The sequence below is a fragment of the Nocardioides sp. genome (assembly GCF_036274455.1).
Taxonomy (GTDB): domain Bacteria; phylum Actinomycetota; class Actinomycetes; order Propionibacteriales; family Nocardioidaceae; genus Nocardioides.
The window spans coordinates 1-20,249 of record NZ_DASUFR010000140.1 but is presented as its reverse complement, the minus strand read 5'-3'; the positions used below and the strand labels follow the sequence as shown (position 1 = coordinate 20,249).

General features: G+C 71.6%; 17 protein-coding genes and 1 tRNA gene. 4 read left to right on the top strand and 14 right to left on the bottom strand.

Annotated elements, in window-relative coordinates; genetic code table 11:
* A partial coding sequence (locus tag VFV89_RS13630; protein WP_329706495.1) for a GMC family oxidoreductase occupies positions 1 to 936 on the bottom strand: 936 nt, incomplete at its 3' end.
* 160 nt (positions 937 to 1,096) lie between these two features.
* Here VFV89_RS13630 and pdxY point away from each other — a divergent pair.
* On the top strand, positions 1,097 to 1,948 hold the full coding sequence (gene pdxY, locus VFV89_RS13625) for a pyridoxal kinase PdxY (protein ID WP_329706494.1): 852 nt from the start codon (positions 1,097 to 1,099) through the stop codon (positions 1,946 to 1,948).
* 6 nt (positions 1,949 to 1,954) lie between these two features.
* The gene (locus VFV89_RS13620; protein ID WP_329706493.1) at positions 1,955 to 2,578 is read left to right on the top strand and encodes a trimeric intracellular cation channel family protein; all 624 of its coding nucleotides are present in this window, start codon (positions 1,955 to 1,957) and stop codon (positions 2,576 to 2,578) included.
* A 4-nt stretch (positions 2,579 to 2,582) separates the two neighbouring features.
* Here VFV89_RS13620 and VFV89_RS13615 read toward each other — a convergent pair whose 3' ends face one another.
* The 4 genes from VFV89_RS13615 to VFV89_RS13600 all read right to left on the bottom strand — a co-directional run bounded on the left by VFV89_RS13615 (position 2,583) and on the right by VFV89_RS13600 (position 6,609).
* A complete protein-coding gene (locus VFV89_RS13615) occupies positions 2,583 to 3,299 on the bottom strand; it encodes a DUF2510 domain-containing protein (protein WP_329706492.1) in 717 nt (238 codons plus the stop codon).
* 82 nt (positions 3,300 to 3,381) lie between these two features.
* Positions 3,382 to 5,451, bottom strand: a complete 2,070-nt coding sequence (gene malQ / locus VFV89_RS13610) for a 4-alpha-glucanotransferase (protein ID WP_422656600.1) — start codon at positions 5,449 to 5,451, stop codon at positions 3,382 to 3,384.
* 281 nt (positions 5,452 to 5,732) lie between these two features.
* Positions 5,733 to 5,805 (bottom strand) — tRNA-Thr (locus tag VFV89_RS13605).
* 87 nt (positions 5,806 to 5,892) lie between these two features.
* The gene (locus tag VFV89_RS13600; RefSeq protein WP_329706490.1) at positions 5,893 to 6,609 is read right to left on the bottom strand and encodes an SDR family oxidoreductase; all 717 of its coding nucleotides are present in this window, start codon (positions 6,607 to 6,609) and stop codon (positions 5,893 to 5,895) included.
* Positions 6,610 to 6,665: 56 nt separating this feature from the next.
* On the opposite strand from VFV89_RS13600, the gene soxR reads away from it, so the two are divergent.
* Both soxR and VFV89_RS13590 read left to right on the top strand, forming a co-directional pair.
* Positions 6,666 to 7,112, top strand: a complete 447-nt coding sequence (gene soxR / locus VFV89_RS13595) for a redox-sensitive transcriptional activator SoxR (protein WP_329706489.1) — start codon at positions 6,666 to 6,668, stop codon at positions 7,110 to 7,112.
* A 492-nt stretch (positions 7,113 to 7,604) separates the two neighbouring features.
* Positions 7,605 to 8,834 (top strand): DUF4032 domain-containing protein, encoded by a 1,230-nt coding sequence (locus VFV89_RS13590; RefSeq protein ID WP_329706488.1) that lies wholly within the window; start codon positions 7,605 to 7,607, stop codon positions 8,832 to 8,834.
* 43 nt (positions 8,835 to 8,877) lie between these two features.
* On the opposite strand, the gene VFV89_RS13585 is transcribed toward VFV89_RS13590, so the two are convergent.
* The 9 genes from VFV89_RS13585 to cysS all read right to left on the bottom strand — a co-directional run bounded on the left by VFV89_RS13585 (position 8,878) and on the right by cysS (position 20,227).
* Positions 8,878 to 9,444: a hypothetical protein gene (locus tag VFV89_RS13585; protein WP_329706487.1), complete on the bottom strand. Its 567-nt coding sequence runs from the start codon at positions 9,442 to 9,444 to the stop codon at positions 8,878 to 8,880.
* Positions 9,444 to 11,132 (bottom strand): hypothetical protein, encoded by a 1,689-nt coding sequence (locus VFV89_RS13580; protein ID WP_329706486.1) that lies wholly within the window; start codon positions 11,130 to 11,132, stop codon positions 9,444 to 9,446. Before VFV89_RS13580 ends, VFV89_RS13585 begins: the two co-directional genes overlap by 1 nt.
* The gene (locus tag VFV89_RS13575; RefSeq protein WP_329706485.1) at positions 11,129 to 11,836 is read right to left on the bottom strand and encodes an ABC transporter ATP-binding protein; all 708 of its coding nucleotides are present in this window, start codon (positions 11,834 to 11,836) and stop codon (positions 11,129 to 11,131) included. The genes VFV89_RS13580 and VFV89_RS13575 overlap by 4 nt, the downstream gene beginning before the upstream one ends.
* On the bottom strand, positions 11,833 to 12,714 hold the full coding sequence (locus tag VFV89_RS13570; protein WP_329706484.1) for an ABC transporter ATP-binding protein: 882 nt from the start codon (positions 12,712 to 12,714) through the stop codon (positions 11,833 to 11,835). Before VFV89_RS13570 ends, VFV89_RS13575 begins: the two co-directional genes overlap by 4 nt.
* Positions 12,704 to 14,638, bottom strand: a complete 1,935-nt coding sequence (locus VFV89_RS13565) for an ABC transporter permease (RefSeq protein ID WP_329706483.1) — start codon at positions 14,636 to 14,638, stop codon at positions 12,704 to 12,706. The genes VFV89_RS13570 and VFV89_RS13565 overlap by 11 nt, the downstream gene beginning before the upstream one ends.
* Positions 14,639 to 14,640: 2 nt before the next feature.
* Positions 14,641 to 16,164 carry an ABC transporter substrate-binding protein gene (locus tag VFV89_RS13560; protein WP_329706482.1) on the bottom strand — a complete coding sequence of 508 codons (1,524 nt, stop codon included), beginning with the start codon at positions 16,162 to 16,164 and terminating at the stop codon, positions 14,641 to 14,643.
* A gap of 100 nt (positions 16,165 to 16,264) precedes the next feature.
* A complete protein-coding gene (locus VFV89_RS13555; protein ID WP_329706481.1) occupies positions 16,265 to 17,797 on the bottom strand; it encodes a metallophosphoesterase in 1,533 nt (510 codons plus the stop codon).
* A gap of 4 nt (positions 17,798 to 17,801) precedes the next feature.
* On the bottom strand, positions 17,802 to 18,743 hold the full coding sequence (gene rlmB / locus VFV89_RS13550; protein ID WP_329706480.1) for a 23S rRNA (guanosine(2251)-2'-O)-methyltransferase RlmB: 942 nt from the start codon (positions 18,741 to 18,743) through the stop codon (positions 17,802 to 17,804).
* A 95-nt stretch (positions 18,744 to 18,838) separates the two neighbouring features.
* Entirely contained in the window at positions 18,839 to 20,227 is a 1,389-nt protein-coding gene (gene cysS, locus VFV89_RS13545) for a cysteine--tRNA ligase (protein WP_329706479.1), read from the bottom strand.
* Positions 20,228 to 20,249 lie beyond the last annotated feature (22 nt).

The window sequence follows — 20,249 nt, the reverse complement described above, 5'->3', positions numbered from 1 at the left end:
GAGGTGGTCGTGCAGGTTGTCGCCCACCGGTAGGTCGGCGACGACGTCGATGCCGTGGTCCTTGAGGTGCTGGGCGTGGCCGACGCCCGAGAGCATCAGGAGCTGGGCCGAGCCGACGAAGCCGGCGCTGAGGATGACCTCTTTGCCGGCGCGGATGGTCCGCTTCGCGCCGTTTCCCTTCTTCGAGACGTCGGTGGCCTCGATGCCGACGGCGCGGCCGTTCTCGATGACCACCCTGGTCGTCAGGGTCTCGGTCTGGAGCTCGAGGCCCCCGGGCCTGAGGTTGACCCCGAGATTGTGCAGGTAGCCCCGGGACGCCGAGTAGCGCAGCCCCTTGGCGGCGTTCTGCTGCATCCGGCTGACGCCCTCCTGCGACTCCGCGTTGTAGTCGTCGAGGATCTTGGCGCCGAGGGTGTCGGACGTGGCCTGGATGAACTGGAGCGAGCCCTCCTGCGGTGTGTGGTTGCGGGTGACCCGGATCGGGCCGCCGGCGCCGCGGTAGTCGTTGGCGCCGTCCTCGAAGTCCTCCATCCTCCGGTACGCCGCGTTGACGGTGTCGGCGTCCCAGGCGGTGTTGCCCTCGGCCGCCCAGGCGTCGTAGTTGGCGCGGTTGCCCCGCACGTAGACCATGCCGTTGATCGAGCTCGAGCCACCGACCACCTTGCCCCGCGGGACAGGCATCCTGCGGTCGAGCAGTTGCTTCTGCGGCACCGAGTAGAACCCCCAGTCGACCCGCTGCTTGATCTCGGGGACCGAGTGCATCGGGCCGATCATGCCGGGCTTCTTGACCAGGAACTGCTCGTCGCTCCTGCCGGCCTCGACCACGATCACGCTGGCCCCGGACTCGGCGAGCCGGCCTGCGATCGCCGCGCCGGACGAGCCGGAGCCGACCACGACGTAGTCGGCCTCGTCGGCGTACGCAGCCCTCTTTGCCATGGCGAGAACTGTAACTTGTTCTAGTTTCCGCTGGTAGGCCGAGCTGTCGGGGTCACCGGATATCCGGTGACCGCTGAGCTTCTGTACCGAGATCTCGGCACAGAACCGGATGACTCGGCACAGAAGTCCGGCCCCAGCCGGCGTCCGGCGAGAATGCGGTGTGCGCATCCTCTCGATCCAGTCCTCGGTGGCCTACGGGCACGTCGGGAACTCCGCCGCGGTCTTCCCGCTGCAGCGGCTCGGCCACGAGGTCTGGCCGGTCAACACCGTGCTGTTCTCCAACCACACGGGGTACGGCGCATGGCGCGGCCCGCTGGTCGACCCCGCGGATCTGCGCGAGGTCATCGCAGGGATCGAGGACCGCGGTGTGCTCTCGCAGTGTGATGCGGTGCTGTCCGGCTACCAGGGCGACCCGGCGGTCGGCGCGGTGATCCTGGAGGCCGTCGAGAAGGTGAAGGCGGCCAACCCGAACGCGATCTACTGCTGCGATCCGGTGATGGGCGACGTGGGCCGCGGCATGTTCGTGCGGCCCGGGATCCCGGAGTTCATGCGCGACACGGTCCTGCCGGCAGCCGACATCCTGACTCCGAACCACTTCGAGCTCGACTTCCTGGCAGGCACCACGTCCCGCTCGATGTCGGAGGTGCTCGACGCCGTGGACGTGGTTCGCGCGCGCGGCCCACGCAATGTCCTCGTCACGTCCGTGGTCGTGGACGACACCGCGGCCGGGTCGCTGGACGTGGTCGCCGTCTCCGACACAGGCGCCTGGGCAGTCACCACACCCGTGCTGCCGATCACGCCCAACGGCTGCGGCGACGTGACGGCTGCGCTCTACCTCGCTCACCTCCTGACCTGGGGGTCGCACGTCGTGGCCCTGGAGCGCACGACGTCCTCGGTGTTCGCGATCCTCGAGGCAACCGTCGCCCTCGGCACCCGCGAGATCCAGCTGGTCGAGGCCCAGGAGATGATCGCCACACCGCCCCCGCTGTGTACGGCCAGAGAGCTGCGTTGAGCCCGCGTGAACGAGTACGTCGCCCTCACCCTCGACCTGGCGGGGACGTTCGTCTTCGCCCTGACCGGCGCGCTGGTGGCCGTGCGCAAGCGGCTGGACATCTTCGGCACGCTGGTGCTCGCCTGCGCGACCGGGCTGGGCGGCGGGCTCCTCCGCGACGTGCTCATCGGCGACGTACCGCCACCCGGTCTCACCGACTGGCGCTACCTGCTGGCCGCGGCGCTCGCGGGCGTCGCGACCTTCCTCTGGCACCCGCTGGTCGCCCGCTGGGAGAACATCGTCCTCACCCTCGACGCCGCCGGCCTGGCCCTGTTCTGCGTGAACGGCGCGGTGAAGGCCTCGGAACTCGGGCTGTCCGTCGTCCCGGCCGCGCTGCTCGGCATGATCACCGCGGTCGGCGGCGGGATGGTCCGCGACGTCCTGGCCAACCGCGTCCCGGTCGTCCTCGAGGCCGGCACCGGCTGGTACGCCGTCCCGGCCCTGACCGGCGCCACACTCGCCGCCACCGGGCACCACTACGGGTGGTCGACCCTGCTCGTGCTCGCCCCCGGCATGGTCGTCTGCTTCGGCTGGCGGATCCTGTCGATGCGGCGCGGCTGGACGCCGCTGCCGGCCCGAGGCATCGGCTGAGTCGTCAGATCACGTCCTGGATCGTGACCTTGTCGTAGGCGTCCGGCAGCGGGTCGCTCGCGGTGCAGGTCAAGGTGACCGTGGTGTGCTCCGGGATCTTCTCGAACCCGTCGCCCGCGACACAGAACGCCGTGGCCAGCACCTCGTCAGCCCTCTGCAGGTTGATCTTCACGTCCAGCCGGTCGGCCTTGCCGCGCTCGTTGGTGACCTTGAGGCCCTCGATCGTCCAGGTCTGGCTCACCGGCTCCTTGCTGATCGACCAGCCGTCGGCGTACTGGAAGCCCCGCACCTCGAACGCCTTGCCCTCGGTGATGGTCAGGGGGTTGTTGGGACCACCCGGGCTGTCGTCGTTGATCACGTCGTTGGCCTTGTTGGCGACCACGGCGACGACCGCGATGCAGCCGCCGACGAACAGCACGAACAGCACCGCGAACACGATGAGGATGTTGCGAGCTGTGTGGCTCTCCTTGACCGGCTGGACGGCGTACGGCTGCGGCGTGCCGTACGCGGGCTGCCCGTACGCCGGCTGGCCGTACTGGGGCTGGCCGTACTGGGGTTGGCCGTACGGGGGCTGGCCGTACGCCGGCTGCTGCATCGGCCGGAACATTGCCTGCTCGGAGCCGAGTGGGCGGAAGTTGTCGCTCCAGGCGTTGCCGTCCCACCAGCGTTCCTGGCCGCCCTGCGGGTACCAGCCGGCGGGCGGGTTGGGCGTCTGCGTCATGGGCGTGCCTTTCGACGGCGACCGGGCTCACTCCCCCATCCGACGCGCAGCGTGGCACATCGGCTGCGCCGTCGTCAGCAGTTCACCGATGGCCGGGCTGGGCCTTCCGGACGCAGTCGGCCAGCGCGCGGGCGCGATCGCTGGTGAAGACTGCCTCGAGCGGAAGCGGCACGCCGTCGGGTCCGGCCAGCGGCACCCGCCAGTTGGGGTACTCGTCGGTAGTGCCCGGCTGGTTCTGGGTGCGCCGATCGCCGACCGCGTCGGTGAGCGCCAGGCACAGGAGCCGGGCCGGCGACAGCGTGAGGTAGCGGTGCAGGGCCCGCACGACCTCGTCGGTGTCCGCGTCGTCGGGGAGCAGACCACGGCTGCGCACCTCACCGAGCCAGTGGTCGACCTCCGCCCGGGCCGCGGCCAGCTCGTCGTCGAGGTCACCCTCGAGGATCCCGAGCTGGTGCTGGAGGCGTACCTGGTCGCCGGCCAGGTAGCCGGCCGTGGGCGGGAAGTCGTGCGTCGTCACCGAGGCGAGGCTCCACTCGCGCCACTGCTCGGCCGGCTTCGGCCCGTCGTGGTCCTGCTCGAACCACAGCACGGAGGTGCCGAGCACCCCGCGGGACGCGAGGTAGCCGCGGGACTCGGGGGGCACGAGACCGAGGTCCTCGCCGACGACGACAGCGCCTGCGCGGTGAGCCTCCAGCGCGAGCACGCCGATCAGCGCGGTGTGGTCGTAGCGGACATAGGTGCCCTCGTCAGGCGGCCCGTCGGCCGGGATCCACCAGAGCCGGAACAGCCCGATGACGTGGTCGACACGCACACCACCCGCGTGCCGGAGCACGGCGCCGATCAGGTCGCGGAACGGCAGGTAGCCGAGCTCGGCCAGCCGGTCCGGCCGCCACGGCGGCTGGCTCCAGTCCTGGCCGAGCTGGTTGTAGGGGTCCGGTGGCGCACCGACCCGGACGCCCTGCGCGTAGACGTCCTGGAGCCGCCACGCGTCGGCGCCGCCGGGGTGTACGCCGACCGCGAGGTCGTGCATGATCCCGAGCCGCATCCCGGCGCCCTCGGCCTTGGCCTGCGCCTGCTGGAGCTGCTCGTCGAGGACCCACTGCAGCCAGCACTCGAAGTCGATCCGGTCCGCGTGCGCCGCCGCGAACTCGGCCACGGCCGGGCCGTCGTGGCGGCGGTATGCATCCGGCCACTCGCGCACGTCGTTGCCGTGGTCCTCGGCCAGCACGTTCCAGGTGGCGAAGTCGGTGAGGGCGTCACCCTCGCGCCGGATGTACGCCGCGTAGTCGAGCTCGCGGCCGGCAGTGCGCCGTGCCGCGTGCACGATCCGGAGGGCGGCGCGCTTCGCGGTCCAGCTGGCGTCGCGGTCGACCGGGTCCTGCGGGGTCAGCCACGGCCGGAGCTGGGCCACCAGCTGGTCGACCGCGTCCCGCTCGTCCGCCGGGAGGGCGGCGTACTCGGGGATGCGCTCGACGCGCAGGTAGATCGGGTTGAAGAACCGCCGACTGCTGGGCAGGTACGGCGACGGCTCGAGCGGCGCCAGGGGCTCCGCGGCGTGCAGCGGGTTGACCAGGACGTAGTCGGCGCCGAGCTCGCTCGCCGACCACACCGCGAGGTCGGTGAGGTCGGTGAGGTCGCCCAGCCCCCAGCTGCCGCCGGACCGGACGCTGTAGAGCTGGGTCGCGAACCCCCACAGCCGCCGGACGTCGGCTCGCTCCGGGAGCCCGAGCCAGCCCGGGGTCACGACGAGATGGGCCCCGGCCCCCGCATCGCCGCTGCGGGCCCGCAGGCGGTGGTAGCCGAGCGGCAGGTGCTCGGGCACCGCGAAGGTCGCCTGCCCGATCCAGCGGCCGTCGATCTCGCGGGGCTCGACCCAGTGGTCGACCTGCTGGACGTGCCGCACCGCGCCGTCCTCGAGCTCGACCCAGACCTCGACGGGGTCGCCGTGCGTGACGTGCACCGGCACCCAGTGCGGCTGCCCCTGGATCGTCACGACGGTCGGCGGCAACATCCGAAGCCACGGCTCGTGCTCCTTGCGCGCCCGGGCGGCCTCCGGGTCGATCGTGTCGACGTCCATCGCCCGCAGCACGGCCTCGATGGTCTCCGCGCTCACCCGGACCTGCTGACCGCGCCAGTCGACGTACTCCGTCATCACGCCGCACACCTGCGCGAGCTCGACGAGCGGACCGGTGGGCGACGTCACGCCGCACAGTGTCCCAGCCGTCCGCTGCGGAGATCTCGACAGGCTCGACCAGCACGGTGGCTGAGGTGCAAGGCGCGCCAGCGCCGAGCCTCGAAGCCGGGTGAGCCGCGGCTGGGACTTGCCCGGGTGCCATCGCTGCGGAGGCTTCGAGGCTCGGCCGTGAACGGCCTCGCACCTCAGCCACCGTGGCTGCACGGTTTCGAGACGGGAGCGGAGAGCCGGTGACAGAGAGCCGGTGACAGGGATCGAACCTGCGACATTTGCTTTACAAGAGCAACGCTCTACCAACTGAGCTACACCGGCGGGGGTGCCGCACATCGTAGATGCCGAAGGACGAGGTCCACCTCGCCCCCACCGGTGCCGGCGGTGGGCACCCCATCCAAAACGGACCTAGCTCATCCCGCCGTCGAAGGCCAGCACCGTCCCGGTGATCATCCGCGCCGCCGGCGAGGCCAGGTAGACGATCGACTGGCCGATCTCGGCCGGCGTGATCGCCTTGCCCGGGAGCATCATCATCAGCCGGTCCACCACCCGCGGGTCGAGGTCCGGCGGGAAGTTGGCGGCCACGTGCTCCACGAGCGGCGTGTCCACGGTGCCGGGACACACGGCGTTGACCCGGATCCCCTCCGGCGCCAGCTCCAGGGCGAGGGCGCGCGTCAGCATCGTGAGCCCTCCCTTGGCCGCGGAGTACGCCGCGGAGTAGCCCTGCGCCTTGTTGCCGGCCACCGACGAGACGTTGACGATGTTGCCCCTGGCCTCCCGGATGTGCGGCAGCGCCGCCTGGATCAGGAAGAACGGTCCCTTGAGGTCGACCGCGTGCACCCGGTCGAACTCCTCCTCGGAGATGGCGTCGAACCGCCCGAACTGCACGATGCCCGCGACGTTGGCCAGCACGTCGATGCGACCCTGCCCCGCACACGTCACCACGGCCGCGTCCACCGACTCCTTGGTGCCGACGTCGCACTCGACGTACGTCACCCCCTCAGGGACGGTCGGCCGGATGTCCAGGCCGAAGACCGTGTCGCCGAGGTCGCGGAACAGCTCCGCGGTGGCGTGGCCGATGCCGGAGGCGGCGCCGGTGATGACGACGGTGCGCGGGTCGGTCACCGGCGCAGACTAGAACGTGTTCTAGTTCGTCGGCAACTTCGAGTAATGTTGAACTCATGACTGCCCTGACCATCGGCCAGCTGTCGGAGCGCTCGGGGGTGGCGACCTCGGCGATCCGGTTCTACGAGAGCCGCGGCCTGATCTCGTCGAGGCGCACGACCGGCAACCAGCGCCGCTACGCGCAGTCGACGCTGCGCCGGGTGGCGTTCATCCGGACCGCCCAGCGCATCGGGCTGAGCCTGGAGGAGATCGGGTCGGCGCTCGCGACCCTCCCGGACGGGCGTACGCCGACCAAGGCCGACTGGCACCGGCTCAGCCGGGACTGGCGGCCGCGGCTCGACGACCAGATCCGCCGGATCGAGCTCCTCCGCGACCGACTGGACAGCTGCATCGGCTGCGGGTGCCTCTCGCTGAAGTCGTGCGCACTCACCAACCCCGGCGACGACCTGGCCGAGCGCGGCCCCGGCGCGGTCCTGCTCGACCCCGACCGCAAGCCATGGTGATCCAGCACGGTGGCTGAGGTGCGCCGCCCCAGCGCCGAGACCACCGACGGTGGCTGAGGTGCGAGGCGCCCCAGCGCCGAGCCTCGAAGCCAGGCGACCCCCGGGCTGAGACTTGCGCGGGTGCCTACCCTGCGGAGGCTTCGAGGCTCGGCCGTGGACGGCCTCGCACCTCAGCCACCGACGGGCCAGCAGATGCCTACGTTGCGGACATCTCGACAGGCTCGATGAGCGAAGGGCCAGCAGATGCCTACGTTGCGGACATCTCGACAGGCTCGATGAGCGAACGGCCAGCAGATGCCTTCGTTGCGGAAGTCTCGACAGCTCGATGAGCGACGGGCCAGCAGGTGCCATCGCTGCGGACATCTCGCCAGGCTCGATGAGCGAAGGGGCACCGACGGTGGCTGAGGTGCGAGGCGCCCCAGCGCCGAGCCTCGAAGCCAGGTGAGCCGGGGCTGGGACCGCCCGGTGCCGACCGCATCTAGCCTGTTGCCCATGGCCCTGCGGATCGTCGCGAGCCGGCCGGATCCGGCGATAATCACGCTGCCCTGGTCGGTCCCGCTCGAGGAGTGGGGCGAGCCATACGTCGTACCGCTCCCCCGCGGCCTCTCCCGCCACGTCGTGCGGATCGTGCGGCTCGGGGACCGGGTGTTCGCCGTGAAGGAGACCGTGGAGGACATCGCGTTCCGCGAGTACCGCCTGCTCCGCGACCTCCAGCGACTCAACCTGCCCGCCGTGGTGCCACAGGGCGTGGTGACCGGCCGGGTCGACGTCGATGGAGAGGAGCTGCCGACGGCGTTGCTGACCGAGCACCTGCGGTTCTCTCTGCCCTACCGCAGCCTGTTCAGCCACGGGCTCTCCCACGACAGCCTGCCGTCACTGATCGACGCGCTGGTCGTGCTGTTGGTCCGGCTGCACCTCGCGGACTTCTTCTGGGGCGACGTGTCGCTGTCCAACGTGCTCTTCCGCCGCAGCGCCGGCGGCTTCGCGGCCTACCTGGTCGACGCGGAGACCGGCGAGCTGCGCCCCAGCCTGTCGAGCTCGATGCGCGAGTACGACCTCACGATCGCCACCGAGAACGTCTTCGCCGAGCTGCTCGACCTGCAGGCCAGCGAATCGCTCAGCTACGAGGTCGAGGCCGCCGACATCGTCGAGCTGCTCTCGACGCGCTACCGGGCGTTGTGGAAGGAGCTGACCGCCGAGGAGGAGTTCTCCGCTGCCGAGATGTGGCGGATCGAGCAGCGCATCGAGCGGCTCAACGACCTCGGGTTCGACGTCGACGAGCTCGACATCGTCACCGACTTCGACGGCGACCGGGTCCGGATCCAGCCGAAGGTCGTCGAGGCCGGCCACCACCAGCGCGAGCTGCAGGGGCTGACCGGCCTCCACGTCGAGGACGACCAGGCGCGGCGGCTGCTCAACGACATCGCGTCGTTCACGGCCTACCGCAACCTCGGCCGCGAGGACCGCCACCTCGTCGCGAACCGATGGCTGGACGAGGGCTACGAGCCGATCATCGCGATGATCCCGGCCGAGGCGGCAGGCAAGCTCGAGCCCGCCGAGGTCTTCCACGAGGTGCTGCAGCACCGGTGGTACCTCGCCGAGCGCGCCGGGCACGACATCGACCTGTTCGACGCCGCGGCCGACTACATCGACACCGTGCTGAAGAAGAAGCCGGACGAGGCGATCACGGCGTCGCCCGCCACGGTGACCCCGGACGCGTGAGCGCCGCCGGCAGAACGACGGCGGCCCACGCGCTCCCCCGGGCTCAGGGCCTGCAGACCCGACAGGCCACCAGGTCCTGCTGGTGCTCGCCCACCGGCCTCAGGTCCTCGCGGTGCGCGACGAGCGGGCAGTCACGACGGTGGATGGTCGTGCCCTCGCCGGCGGTCACCGGGATCGCGGCGGCGTCGACACCCTGGTCGGTGAGTGCCGCCGAGCGCGAGGTGACGTCGGCCAGCACCAGCAGCGTGTCCGCGAGCCGGCGGGATGCCTCGCGGTTGTCCTCCGCGATCCGGGCCAGCCAGGACCCGAAGTAGAGGAACCCGCCGACGAAGGTGAGTGCGAGCCCGCCGAAGCCGCCGGAGATCATGTAGGACTGCTGGTCGTAGCCGAACGGCGTGTTCGCGACGCCGTACCAGCCCAGCAGGATCACGACGAGACCGAGCGGGAGCAGCGCGGCCCCCACCCAGAACAGCGCGCTCTGGAACAGGCGGGAGCTGTCGTTCTTGAGCGGCGCGGCACCGCTGCCGCTGCGCCCGGCCCGTGGGAGGGCGGTGGTGCCGGCGCCCAGGCGGGAGCCGCTGGCCGGGGCGGGACTGGACATCGTGGTCATCACTGCACCTTTCGGAGGTCGGGCAGGCCGGACTCGAGGCCGTGCGCGCAGGCGCCGCCGGCGCCGAGGACCAGGGCGCCGAGCCGGCGCACATAGCTGCCCGCCAGCAGGGCGCCACCGAGCCCGGCACAGAGCAGCAGTCCGGGGATCGAGAAGAGGGGTGGCAGCCCGGGGCTCGCCGATGCAGGCGACAGGCCGCCAGCGGTGTCGGTGCCGGCGCCGCCGTCGGTGCCACCAGCCGCGCCGCCTACTGGCGGCAGGCCACCGCCACCACCGGGTACGGCGCCGCCACCCGTGGCGCCGCCGGTCGCGCTGCCGCCGGGGTCCTCGGTCGGGCTGCCGGTCGGGTCGTTGTCGGGCACCGTCGCAGGGATCTTGATCGGCTGCACGGTGTCGACCGCCGAGGTCGCGTAGCCGAGGTGCAGCACGATCCTGGGCGACAGGTTGCCGATCGCGCCGAGCAGGCTCTTGAGCGGCGCCGCCTGCGGCGGGAACGGGACCTGGGCGAGGATCGGGCCGAGGTTGATCTGGGAGAGCGCCGGCTTGAGCGTCTTGAGGTCGATGGTGACGACCATCCCCTCGACGGTGCCGGAGGCCTTGTCGCCGTCGGCCTTGTACGCCGGCTCGGGCACCTGCACGGTGATGCCGAGGGCCGCCAGGGCCGCGGTCGGGTCGTCGGGCAGCGCCGGGATCGGGCCGGACCGGCCGGCCGCGGTGAACCCCTCCGGACCGACACCGAAGGTCTGGCCGGCGATGGTCATGGTCCCGTAGTCGGCCCGGCCCTGGGACCGGCCGGTGGTGCCGTCGCTGGCGGAGACGACGCTGGAGGAGATGCCGGACATCGTGACGACGCCGCCGAGCAGCCGGACCTCGCCGAGCGCCGATCGGGAGATCGCCTGCACCGTCGTGCCGTCGGAGACCGACTGGCTGTCCGCGACGTAGCCGTTGACGTCGACCAGCGCGGACAGCGCCGAAGGAAGCGGGCAGACCTCGGTCGAGCCCGAGTCCGGCTGCTCGCTGCTCCCACCGCCGGCTGGTGTGGCCGGCGCGCTGCTGCGGGGGGATGTCGGCGCCTGCTGGCCACCGAGCCCGAGCAGCCCGAGGATGTCGTCGAGGTTGTCGAGCAGGGGGACGGGCAGCCCGGGCACGACGCTCCCACCGCTGTCGGGGTCGCCGGAGTCGTCACCGGCGCCGTCGCCGGCGTTGCAGTCGGTGGAGAAGCCGACCGTGGCGCGAGACCTGTCCTCGCCCGACTCGGTGGACATCGAGGTGCCGGGGAGGGGGGTGCTGCGCTGCCTGGTCGTGCCGGAGGGGTACTCCGAGTTCACCTGCACGGGGTATCCGTTCTCGACCGGCTCAGTCGGCAGGCCGAGCTCGGAGAAGAAGGTCTTGAGCCCCTCGCCGATCGCGTCGCCCGGCCACATGAAGCTGGCCCGGCCGCTGGTGCCCGCCGAGTTGGACCTGACCTTGGCGTAGCCCAGGTCGAACTCGCCCTGCGGTGTCGTGGGGAGCGGGATGGTCGGCTCGAAGACCTCGATCTTGACCGGCGTGGCGATGCCGCTCGCGCTGTAGCCGCTGTAGGCACCCGCCGGCGCGGGCGAGCCGTCCGCGCGGGCGGGTGCGCTCGCGAGCGACAGGGACGTCGCGGCGAGGCCTGCGGCCGCGAGCGGGATGAGCTGGGCTTTCATGCTGCGCCTCCGAGGATGACGTCGGACATCGACCGCAGGATCTCGGCAGGCTCACCGGTCGCGACGACCCGGCCACCGCTCATCACCGCTGCGTAGTCGGCCACCCGCAGCGCGGTCCGGGCGAACTGCTCGATGCACAGGATCGAGACGCCGCTGCTCGCGATCCGCGCCACGGTCTCGTAGAGCTCGTCGACGATCAGTGGCGCGAGCCCCATCGACAGCTCGTCGAGGATCAGCAGCGCCGGGTCGCTGGCCAGGGCCCGCGACATGGCCAGCATCTGCTGCTCCCCGCCGGACATCGTCCCGGCCAGCTGGTGGCGGCGCTCGTGCAGCCGCGGGAAGTAGGAGAACGCCGTGTCGAGGACGGCGGGTGCCGGCACCCCGGCGTACGACATCAGGAGCAGGTTCTCCTCGACGGTGAGGTTCGCGAAGACCGACCGGCCCTCGGGGACCGTGCAGAGCCCGACCCGGGCCAGCTCCTCGGGCCGGACGTCGCGGACGTCGACGCCGCCGAGGTGGACGTCGCCGGAGGTCGGCTTCTTCTGGCCCGAGATGACCCGGGTCAGCGTGGACTTGCCGGCGCCGTTGGGCCCGAGCAGCGCCAGCACCGCACCCTTCGGGACCGACAGGTCGACGCCGCGCAGCACCTCGATCCGGCCGTACGCCGCGTGCACGTCGCACACCTCGAGGATCGGGACGCTCATGACGTCCCTCCGGGGTCCCCGTGGAAGTCGGTGCTCATCGCGCGGAGCGCTCCCTCCGCGGAGTTTCGTGGGGTGGATGGGGTCACCGCCGGGATGACCGCTGTCGTCTCGACCGGCTGCAGGTCGGTCCGGGTCTCGCTGCCGGCGTCGGAGTAGCCGAGGTAGGCCCGCTGGACCGCGGGGTCGCTGCGGATCTCGGCCGGCGTGCCGGTCGCGATCACCTCGCCGAAGTCGAGGACGTGGAGCTCGTCGCAGACCGACATCACGAGGTCCATGTCGTGCTCGACCATCAGGATGCCGCGGCCCTCGGCCGCCAGGTCGCGGAGCAGCACACCGAACGCCTCGGTCTCGGTCTCGTCCTGGCCCGACGACGGCTCGTCGAGCAGCAGCAGCTTCGGGTCCCCGGCCAGGCAGCGGGCGAGCTCGAGCAGCCGCGCCACTCCCGTTGGGACGGAGTCGGCGCGCTCGTCGGCGTACGCCGCGATGCCGACCCGCTCCAGCAGCCCCCCGACGTCCCCCCGCGACGGCCGGACCGCCCCGAGCAGCCCCGCCCGGATGTCGCGGGCGACCCGGACGTTGTCACCGACGGTCAGGGAGCCGAAGGCCTCGAGCCGTTGGAACGTGCGACCGATCCCTCGCCGGGCCCGGCGGTGCACCGGCGTGTGCGAGATGGTGCGGCCGCCGAAGCGGACCCGGCCGCTGGTCGGCTTCTGCAGCCCGCTGATCACGTTGAAGCAGGTCGTCTTGCCGGCGCCGTTGGGGCCGATCAGCCCGGTCACCCGGCCGGACCGGGCGACGAACGACGCGTGGTCGACCGCCGTGACGCCGCCGAACCTGACGACCACGTCGTCCACGACGAGCAGCGGCTCAGTGCGCATGGGCCACCCCTTCCGACTCCGATGCCAGGTCGTCCTCGCCGCCGGCGCCGGGCAGCCTCGGCAGGTTGGCGCGGATCCGCGGCGCCACCCGGTCCTGCGCCCACCGGCCGAGGCGGAACAGGTGGCCGGCGATGCCGTTCGGCTCCTTGGCCAGCAGGATCGCGAAGACGGCGATCGCCACGAAGAACATCCCGGCCACCGACGGGTAGCTCGACTGCAGCTCGGGCAGCGCCGTCAGGCCGATGCCGCCGAGCACGGCTCCCGACACCGACGTCACCCCTGCGACGACGGCGAAGAGCAGGAGCAGGAGGCTGTTGAAGTAGATGAAGTCGCCGGAGCCGATGTTCTGGCGGAGCCCCGCGTAGAGCGCTCCGCCGAGCCCCGCCATCCCGGCCGAGAGCGCGAAGAGCCCGACCCGGAACCAGCGCACGTCGAGGCCGAGGGTGCCGCAGGCCGCTGCGCTGTCGCGCGTCGCGATGAGCAGCCGGCCCACCACACCTCGGCGCAGCACGAGCACCGCCCACGCGACGAGCACCAGGAAGAGCGTCATCACGACCACGTAGGCACCGGTCGAGCTCACCGAGTGTCCCAGGAACGAGAGCCGGCCGGCCGGGAGCAGCCCGTTGAACCCGAACGCCCAGTCGGCCTGGAAGACGACCTTGTCCATGATCGAGGCGAAGGCCAGGGTGGCCAGGGCCAGATAGAGCCCGGTCAGCCGCAGCACCGGGAGGGCGACCAGCGCCCCGACCGCCGCCGAGACGAGCACCGAGACCGCCAGCCCGGCGAGGGTCGGCTCGCCGAGCTTGGCGTAGGTGAGCGCCCCGACGCCGGCGAAGGCGAGCTGGGCCAGCGAGATGTGGCCGCCGTACCCGGTGAGCAGCACCATCGAGAGCATCACGATCCCGAACGCCGCCGCCCGCCCGACGACGAGCAGGTTCGCCTCGGACAGGGCGCCGGCCAGCAGGGCCACGAGCAGCAGCAGTGCGGCGCTCCAGCCCATGGTCCGTCTCGGGGACGGCAGCGGCGCGGACACGATGCCCTTGACCTGTCCGATGCGCAGCTGGGCCTGCGGCAGCGCGACGACCACGGCGAACAGGAACAGCGCCGGCAGCACGGTCTGGACCTGGGCGAGGAAGCCGTCGAGGTGCACGTAGCCCGGGAAGTACGACGTCAGCAGCCCGAGCCCCATCGCGCCGAGGAAGGTCAGCGGCAGGTTGGTGAGCCGGCCCAGCATCGCCGCGGCGTAGGCGTTGATGACAAGGAGCGTGAGGGCGTAGTAGTCCAGGCCGACCGTCGAGACCAGCAGGATGCCCGCCAGGCCGGCCAGCGAGACGCCGATCATCCACGCGAGCGCGGCCACCTGCTCGGGCTTGCCGCCGAACAGCCGGAGCAGCTCGGGGTTGTCGACCGAGGCACGCATCGCGGTGCCGATCCGGGTGCGGGTGAGCAGCACGTAGAGCCCGGTCGCGACCACGACGGACGCGAGGATCGTGATCACCTGGTGGGCGGTGATCGTCGCGCTGCCGATGCCGAAGGTGCGTCCGGCGAAGAACGGGAGGATCGTGCGGGACTCCTGGGGCCAGACCTGGGTCGCGACCCCGATGCACATGACCAGCAGCGCGACGGTGACCACGAGCGAGACGCTGGCCGGGGCGTCACCGAGGTCGCGGGCGACGAACCGGGCGATGAACCACCCGATCGCCGGGGCGACCACGAGGAGCACCAGCGCGAGGGCGAGGAGCGTGGGCATCCCCTGCCGGACGCTGAAGTCCCAGAACACGAACGACAGCACCATCCCGAGGGCGCCGTGCGCGATGTTGAAGACGCGGGTGGTGCTGTAGGTCAGCACCAGGCCGCTGGCCGCGATCGCGTACGCCGCCCCGGAGAACAGCCCGAAGAGGGTGTAGGCGATGAACGAGCTCATGCCTATCCGCCGTTCGTGGTGCCGGCACAGGTGTACTTGGCGCTGCCCACCGGCTTCCACACCCCGCTGTCGAGCTGGATGAACCGCCAGCAGTCACCGGTCCGCTTCGACCCGACGTGCTGCGGCGCGGTCATCCCGCCGGCGGTCCAGTTGTCGGTCTTCTTCAGCGCGTCGACCAGGGTGGCCCGGTCCAGGCCCCCGCCGAGGCCGGCCGCCTTCTCGACGAACAGCTTCGCCGCCGACCACGAGAACACCCCGAACATGGTCGGGTCCGCGCCCGGGCTCACTTGCTGGAGCCAGCTCAGGTAGAGCTGCATCTCCTGGTTGGAGCCGGCCTCCTCGAACGGTACGAAGTTGAGGAAGACCACGGTCCCGTCGACGGCGCTCCCGCCGGAGCTGACGAAGTCCGGGACGTAGTCGGTGGGGTCGCGGAGGTAGAGATCGGGCTTGTAGCCGACCTGCTGCATGGCCTGGGCCAGCCGCACGGAGTACTGCTCGTTGCCGACCCAGAAGACCACCTTGACGCCCTTGTCCTTGAGCGCCTGGGCGTACGGCGCGTAGTTGAACTCCGAGACGTCGATGCCCTGGACCACGTCGAAGTGAAGCCCCTGCTTGGTCATCGCGCTGGCCTCGACCGGACCGTTCTCGGCACCGGCGCCGGCGTTGATGTAGAGCATCGCGGCGTGGCCGACGTCCTGCGGGTAGTTCTTCTTCACGAACTCAGCGGGGGCGTTCTCGAACTCACCGGTGTCGATCGACTGCGCCGGGAAGCAGGTCGTGCAGTCGTTCCGGTCCTTGGTCACCGAGGCGGAGCGGATGTCGGGCAGCCCGCAGGACTGCGCGGTCGACGCCCCGCCGGAGTCGAAGGCCGACATCGAGCCGACCATCGCGAAGACCTCGTCGCAACCCTTGGCGTAGTTCTGCTGGTCGGCGCCGGCGTCGGTGCGGCTGTCGTAGGTGACCAGCCTCAGCTTGCGACCGCAGATGTCGCTGGTGGAGTTGAAGTAGGCGACGTAGGCCTTCACCGCGTCCTGGGAGGACTCGAACAGCCCCGGCACGGGACCGGAGATGTCGGAGGAGTTGCCGATGGTGATCTCGGAGTCGGTGACGCCGGGGCCGGTCTTGAAGCCGTCACAGCTCACCGGGGCGCCACCCGGACCGCCGTGGCCACCGCCACCGTGCCCGCCGCCGGAGCTCGCCGCGTCGCCGCCACCGCCGGCGGTGGACGAGCCGCCACCGGTGGAGCCGGTCGTGCCGGTGCCGCCGGCGGCCGGCGTACCGCTGGCCGCGGACGTGCCTCCGGACGTCGTCGTGCCACCGCCGGTGGTCGTGGTGCCGCTGCCCGAGCCGGCGCCCGGCACGACGTCGCCGCCGGCCTGGAGGTTTGCCGCGGTGCCGCCGTTGGCGTCGGCCACCTGGTCCGGGTCGAGCTGGGAGCCGCAGGCCGCGAGGCCGAGGGCGAGCGCGGCACCGGTGACCAGGCACAGGACACGGACCGCACGCGGGCGCACAGCGACACGGGGCACGGGGATCCCTCCAGGCGCGGAACTAGAACACGTATCAGTGACCCAACGACGAAGTACGGCAGAGGTGACGGCGGTCACGCCTGATTTCGGGACCGGCCGGTCAGGAGGGGTTCGAGGGAGTCAGCGGCACGTAGTCGCCGACCGTGAACACGCCGGTGGTGTCGAGGGTGACCGGCTGGACGCCGACCGGGTGGCCGTCGGCGTAGGTGATCACCGTGATGCCGGCCGGTCGCCGGATCGCCGCACCGACGGCGATGGCGTACGCCGCGCCGCCGGCGGTGCCGGTGGTGTAGCTGTAGCCGACCGCGCCGTTCGCGCCGGTCACCTCGGTCGGCCCGCTCTGCACGTGGAGGTGGCCGCCGATGACCAGGTCGGTGCACCCGCGCTCGAGCGCCTCATCGCCCATGTTGGCGTCGTGGACCAGGATCGTGGTGATCCGGTCGCCGTCCTCGTCCGCCTTGCACGCAGCGTCGGCCAGCCGGTCGGCCACCTCGTCGAAGCTGAGCCCGGTCTCGTCGCGCCAGCTGCCGAGGCCGCTCGAGCGCGGGTCGCCGACGCCCAGGAGCCGTACGCCGGCCGGGCCGTCGACCGCCTCGCCGTCGAGCATCGTCCAGCCGTGGTCGCCGAGGTACTTCCCGACGAACGCGCCGTGGTCGTGGTTGCCGGTCACCGCCCACTTGCTGTCGGCGTACGGCCCGTCGTCGAAGGCCGCGTCCAGCGAGTCGAGCGAGAACGCCTCCCACGTGCTCCCGGTCGACGTGTCGTCGCCGCCGTCGAAGACGGCCTGCGCATCGCCGGCATCGCCGACCGCGCGGGCCACGCGATCCATGCCGATGTTGTCGTGCCGGTCCGAGATGAACAGCACCGCCGTCTGGCCCTCCTCCGGCTGGTGCAGCTGGAGGTCGGCGGCCGACTCCGCCGCGTCGCGGTAGAAGGTCTTGCCCTCGTCGTAGGTGCCGATCGCGCTCTCGATCAGCCGCCGGGTCTGGCTCGTCGTCACGTCGCCGCGGACCTGGACCCCGTCGAGCTCCTCCGGGAGCGGCACGTCGGGACCGAGGAAGGTCGCGAGCGGCTGCCAGGACTCCTCGCGGTCCAGGGTCTCGACGTCGTCGCTCCAGGGCTGCGCGACGACGACGCCGATGACGGCCAGCGACAGCACGAGCGCGATCGACCGGCGCCGCTTGCGCGGTCGCGCGAAGAGGGCCCGGCGCCGATGCGCGCCGACGAGCAGCCAGACCACGATCGGCACCAGGCCCAGCGCGGCGCCGCGCACGAGCGAGTCGACCATCATGTCGCCGAGCACCTCCCGGACGCGGGCCTCGGGGCCCTCGGGCTGGCTGGCGATCAGCGCGTAGCGGTCGATCAGCGCGGACGTGCTCGGCGCGTCGGTCTTGCCGAGGGTGACCGAGACGCCGATCCGCTCGTTGGTCGGCACGCGCACGTCGGGCAGCACCGGCCCGGTCAGCAGGACCACGTGGCCGGAGAGGTCGGGCCGGATCACCGCGTCGTGGCTGGCCAGGGTGGTCTCCCGGCTGCTGTTGAAGAAGATCACCGCGGCCGCGGCCAGGGTGAACAGCACCCAGCAAAGGAGGTACACCGTCCCGTCCAGGGCCCGGCGGAGCCTGACGTCCACGATCTCAGGCGCGCGCTTGCGCCACCGCGTAGAGAGCGACCGAAGCCGCGACACCGGCGTTGAGGGACTCCACACGGTTGGCCATCGGGATCGACACGAGCTGGTCGCAGGTCTCGGCCACGAGCCGGGACAGCCCCTCCCCCTCGGAGCCGACGACGAGCACCAGGGGCCCCTCGGCGAGGTCGAGGTCGGGCAGGGACACCTCGCCGTCCGCCGCCAGCCCGACCACCATGCAGCCGGCGTCCTGGTAGCTCTTCAGCTGCCGGACCAGGTTGACCGCCTGGGCCACCGGCGTGCGGGCGGCGGCGCCGGCGCTGGTCTTCCAGGCAGCCGCGGTCATGCCCGCGGCCCGGCGCTCGGGCACCACCACGCCGTGCGCCCCGAAGGCGGCCGCGCTGCGCACCACCGCGCCGAGGTTGCGGGGGTCGGTGACCTGGTCGAGGGCGACCACGAGCGGCTGCTCACCGGCTTCGCGCGCCTGCTCGAGGAGGTCGTCGGGGTGGGCGTAGTCGTAGGGCGGGATCCGCGCGGCCAGCCCCTGGTGCACCGCACCGCCGGTCATCCGGTCGAGCTCGTTCTTGGTCACCTCGAGCAGGCTGATCCCCCGCTCGGCCGCGAGCCGGAAGGCCTCGCGCAGCCGGCCGTCGCGCTCGGCACCCTCGGCGACGTAGACCGTGGTGGCGGGCACGCCCTCGCGGAGCGCCTCGACCACGCTGTTGCGGCCGGCCACCCACTCCGCGTCACCGGTGGGCCGCCGCTTGGGGCGGCCCGGCTGCGACGTCTGGGCGCGCTGGGCCGCCTTGTAGGCCTTGTGGTTGGGGCGGTCCTTGGCCTTCGGGGTCGGCCCCTTGCCCTCGAGCCCGCGCCGCACCCGGCCGCCGGATCCCGCCGTCGGCTTCTTGGTGGTCTTGCGGACCGAGCCCTTGCGCTGGCTGTTGCCGGCCATCTACGCCGCCCCCCGCGCGATAGTCCGTGACGAAATGGTGGGCCGAACACCGTTCTCCACAACCATTTCGTCACGGACTATCCCGACGGCGGTGGTCACGACAGGCTCCACTTCGGTCCGGTGGGGGTGTCCTCGACCTCGATGCCGGCGGCCTTGATCTGGTCGCGGATCGTGTCGGCGGCGGCGAAGTCCTTGGCCTTCCGCGCCTCCTCGCGCCGCTCGAGCAGCCCCTTGACCAGGGCGTCCACCGCCTCGGTCAGCTTGGTGTCGGCCCCGCCGCTGGAGGGCCAGGCCGGGTCGGCCGGGTCGAGGCCGAGGACGTCGAGCATCGCGCGCACGGTCGTGGCGGTACCCGTTGCGTCCTCCCCCGCAGCCAGCTGCCGGTTCCCCTCGCGCACAGCGTCGTAGAGGACCGCGACCGCGGCCGGCGTACCGAGGTCGTCATCCATCGCCGCAGCGAACGGCTCGGGGATCTCGCCCCTCTCGGTGGTGCCCGCCCGCTCGAGGAAGTTCTCGATCCGCCGGAACCCCGCCGCCGCCTCCTCGAGGGCGTCGAAGGAGAACTCGACGTGGCTGCGGTAGTGGGCGGCCACGAGGTAGTAGCGCAGCTCGATGCCCCGGACCCGCTTGAGCACCTCGGGGATGAGCAGGCTGTTGCCGAGTGACTTGCTCATCTTCTCCCCGGCGGTGGTGATCCAGGCGTTGTGCATCCAGTACGACGCGAACCGGTGGCCGGCCGCGCGCGACTGCGCCTGCTCGTTCTCGTGGTGCGGGAAGCGCAGGTCGACGCCGCCGCCGTGGATGTCGAAGGCGGTGCCGAGGTACTTCCCCGCCATCGCCGAGCACTCGATGTGCCAACCCGGCCGCCCCGGCCCCCACGGGCTGGGCCACGCGGCGGTCTCCGGCTCGGACTCCTTCTTCCAGCCCTTCCAGAGCGCGAAGTCCCGCGGGTCGCGCTTGCCGCGCGGGTCGGCGTCCTCGGCCGCCTCCATGTCGTCGATCCTCTGGTGGGTCAGCTCGCCGTACGCCGGCCACGACCGCACATCGAAGTAGACGTCGCCCGAGCCGTCCTCGGCCGGGTAGGCGTGGCCCTTCTGCACCAGCCGGATGATCAGCTCGAGCATCTCGGGGATGTGGCCGGTGGCGGCCGGCTCGTAGGTCGGCGGGGCGACATTGAGCTCCGCGTAGGCCTTGTCGAGCTCGCGCTTCATCGCGTAGGCGAGGTTGTACCAGGGCCGGCCCTCCTCGGCGGCCTTGACCAGGATCTTGTCGTCGATGTCGGTCGTGTTGCGGATGAAGGTGACGTCGTAGCCGCGGTAGCGCAGCCAGCGCTGGAGCACGTCGAAGTTCACCGCCGAGCGCACGTGGCCCACGTGCGGCTCCGACTGCACGGTCAGGCCGCAGACGTACAGACCGACCTTCCCCTCCTCGAGGGGCACGAAGTCACGGACCTCGCGGGTCTGGGTGTCGTAGAGCCTGAGCACCGGTCAAGTCTAGGGAGGATGC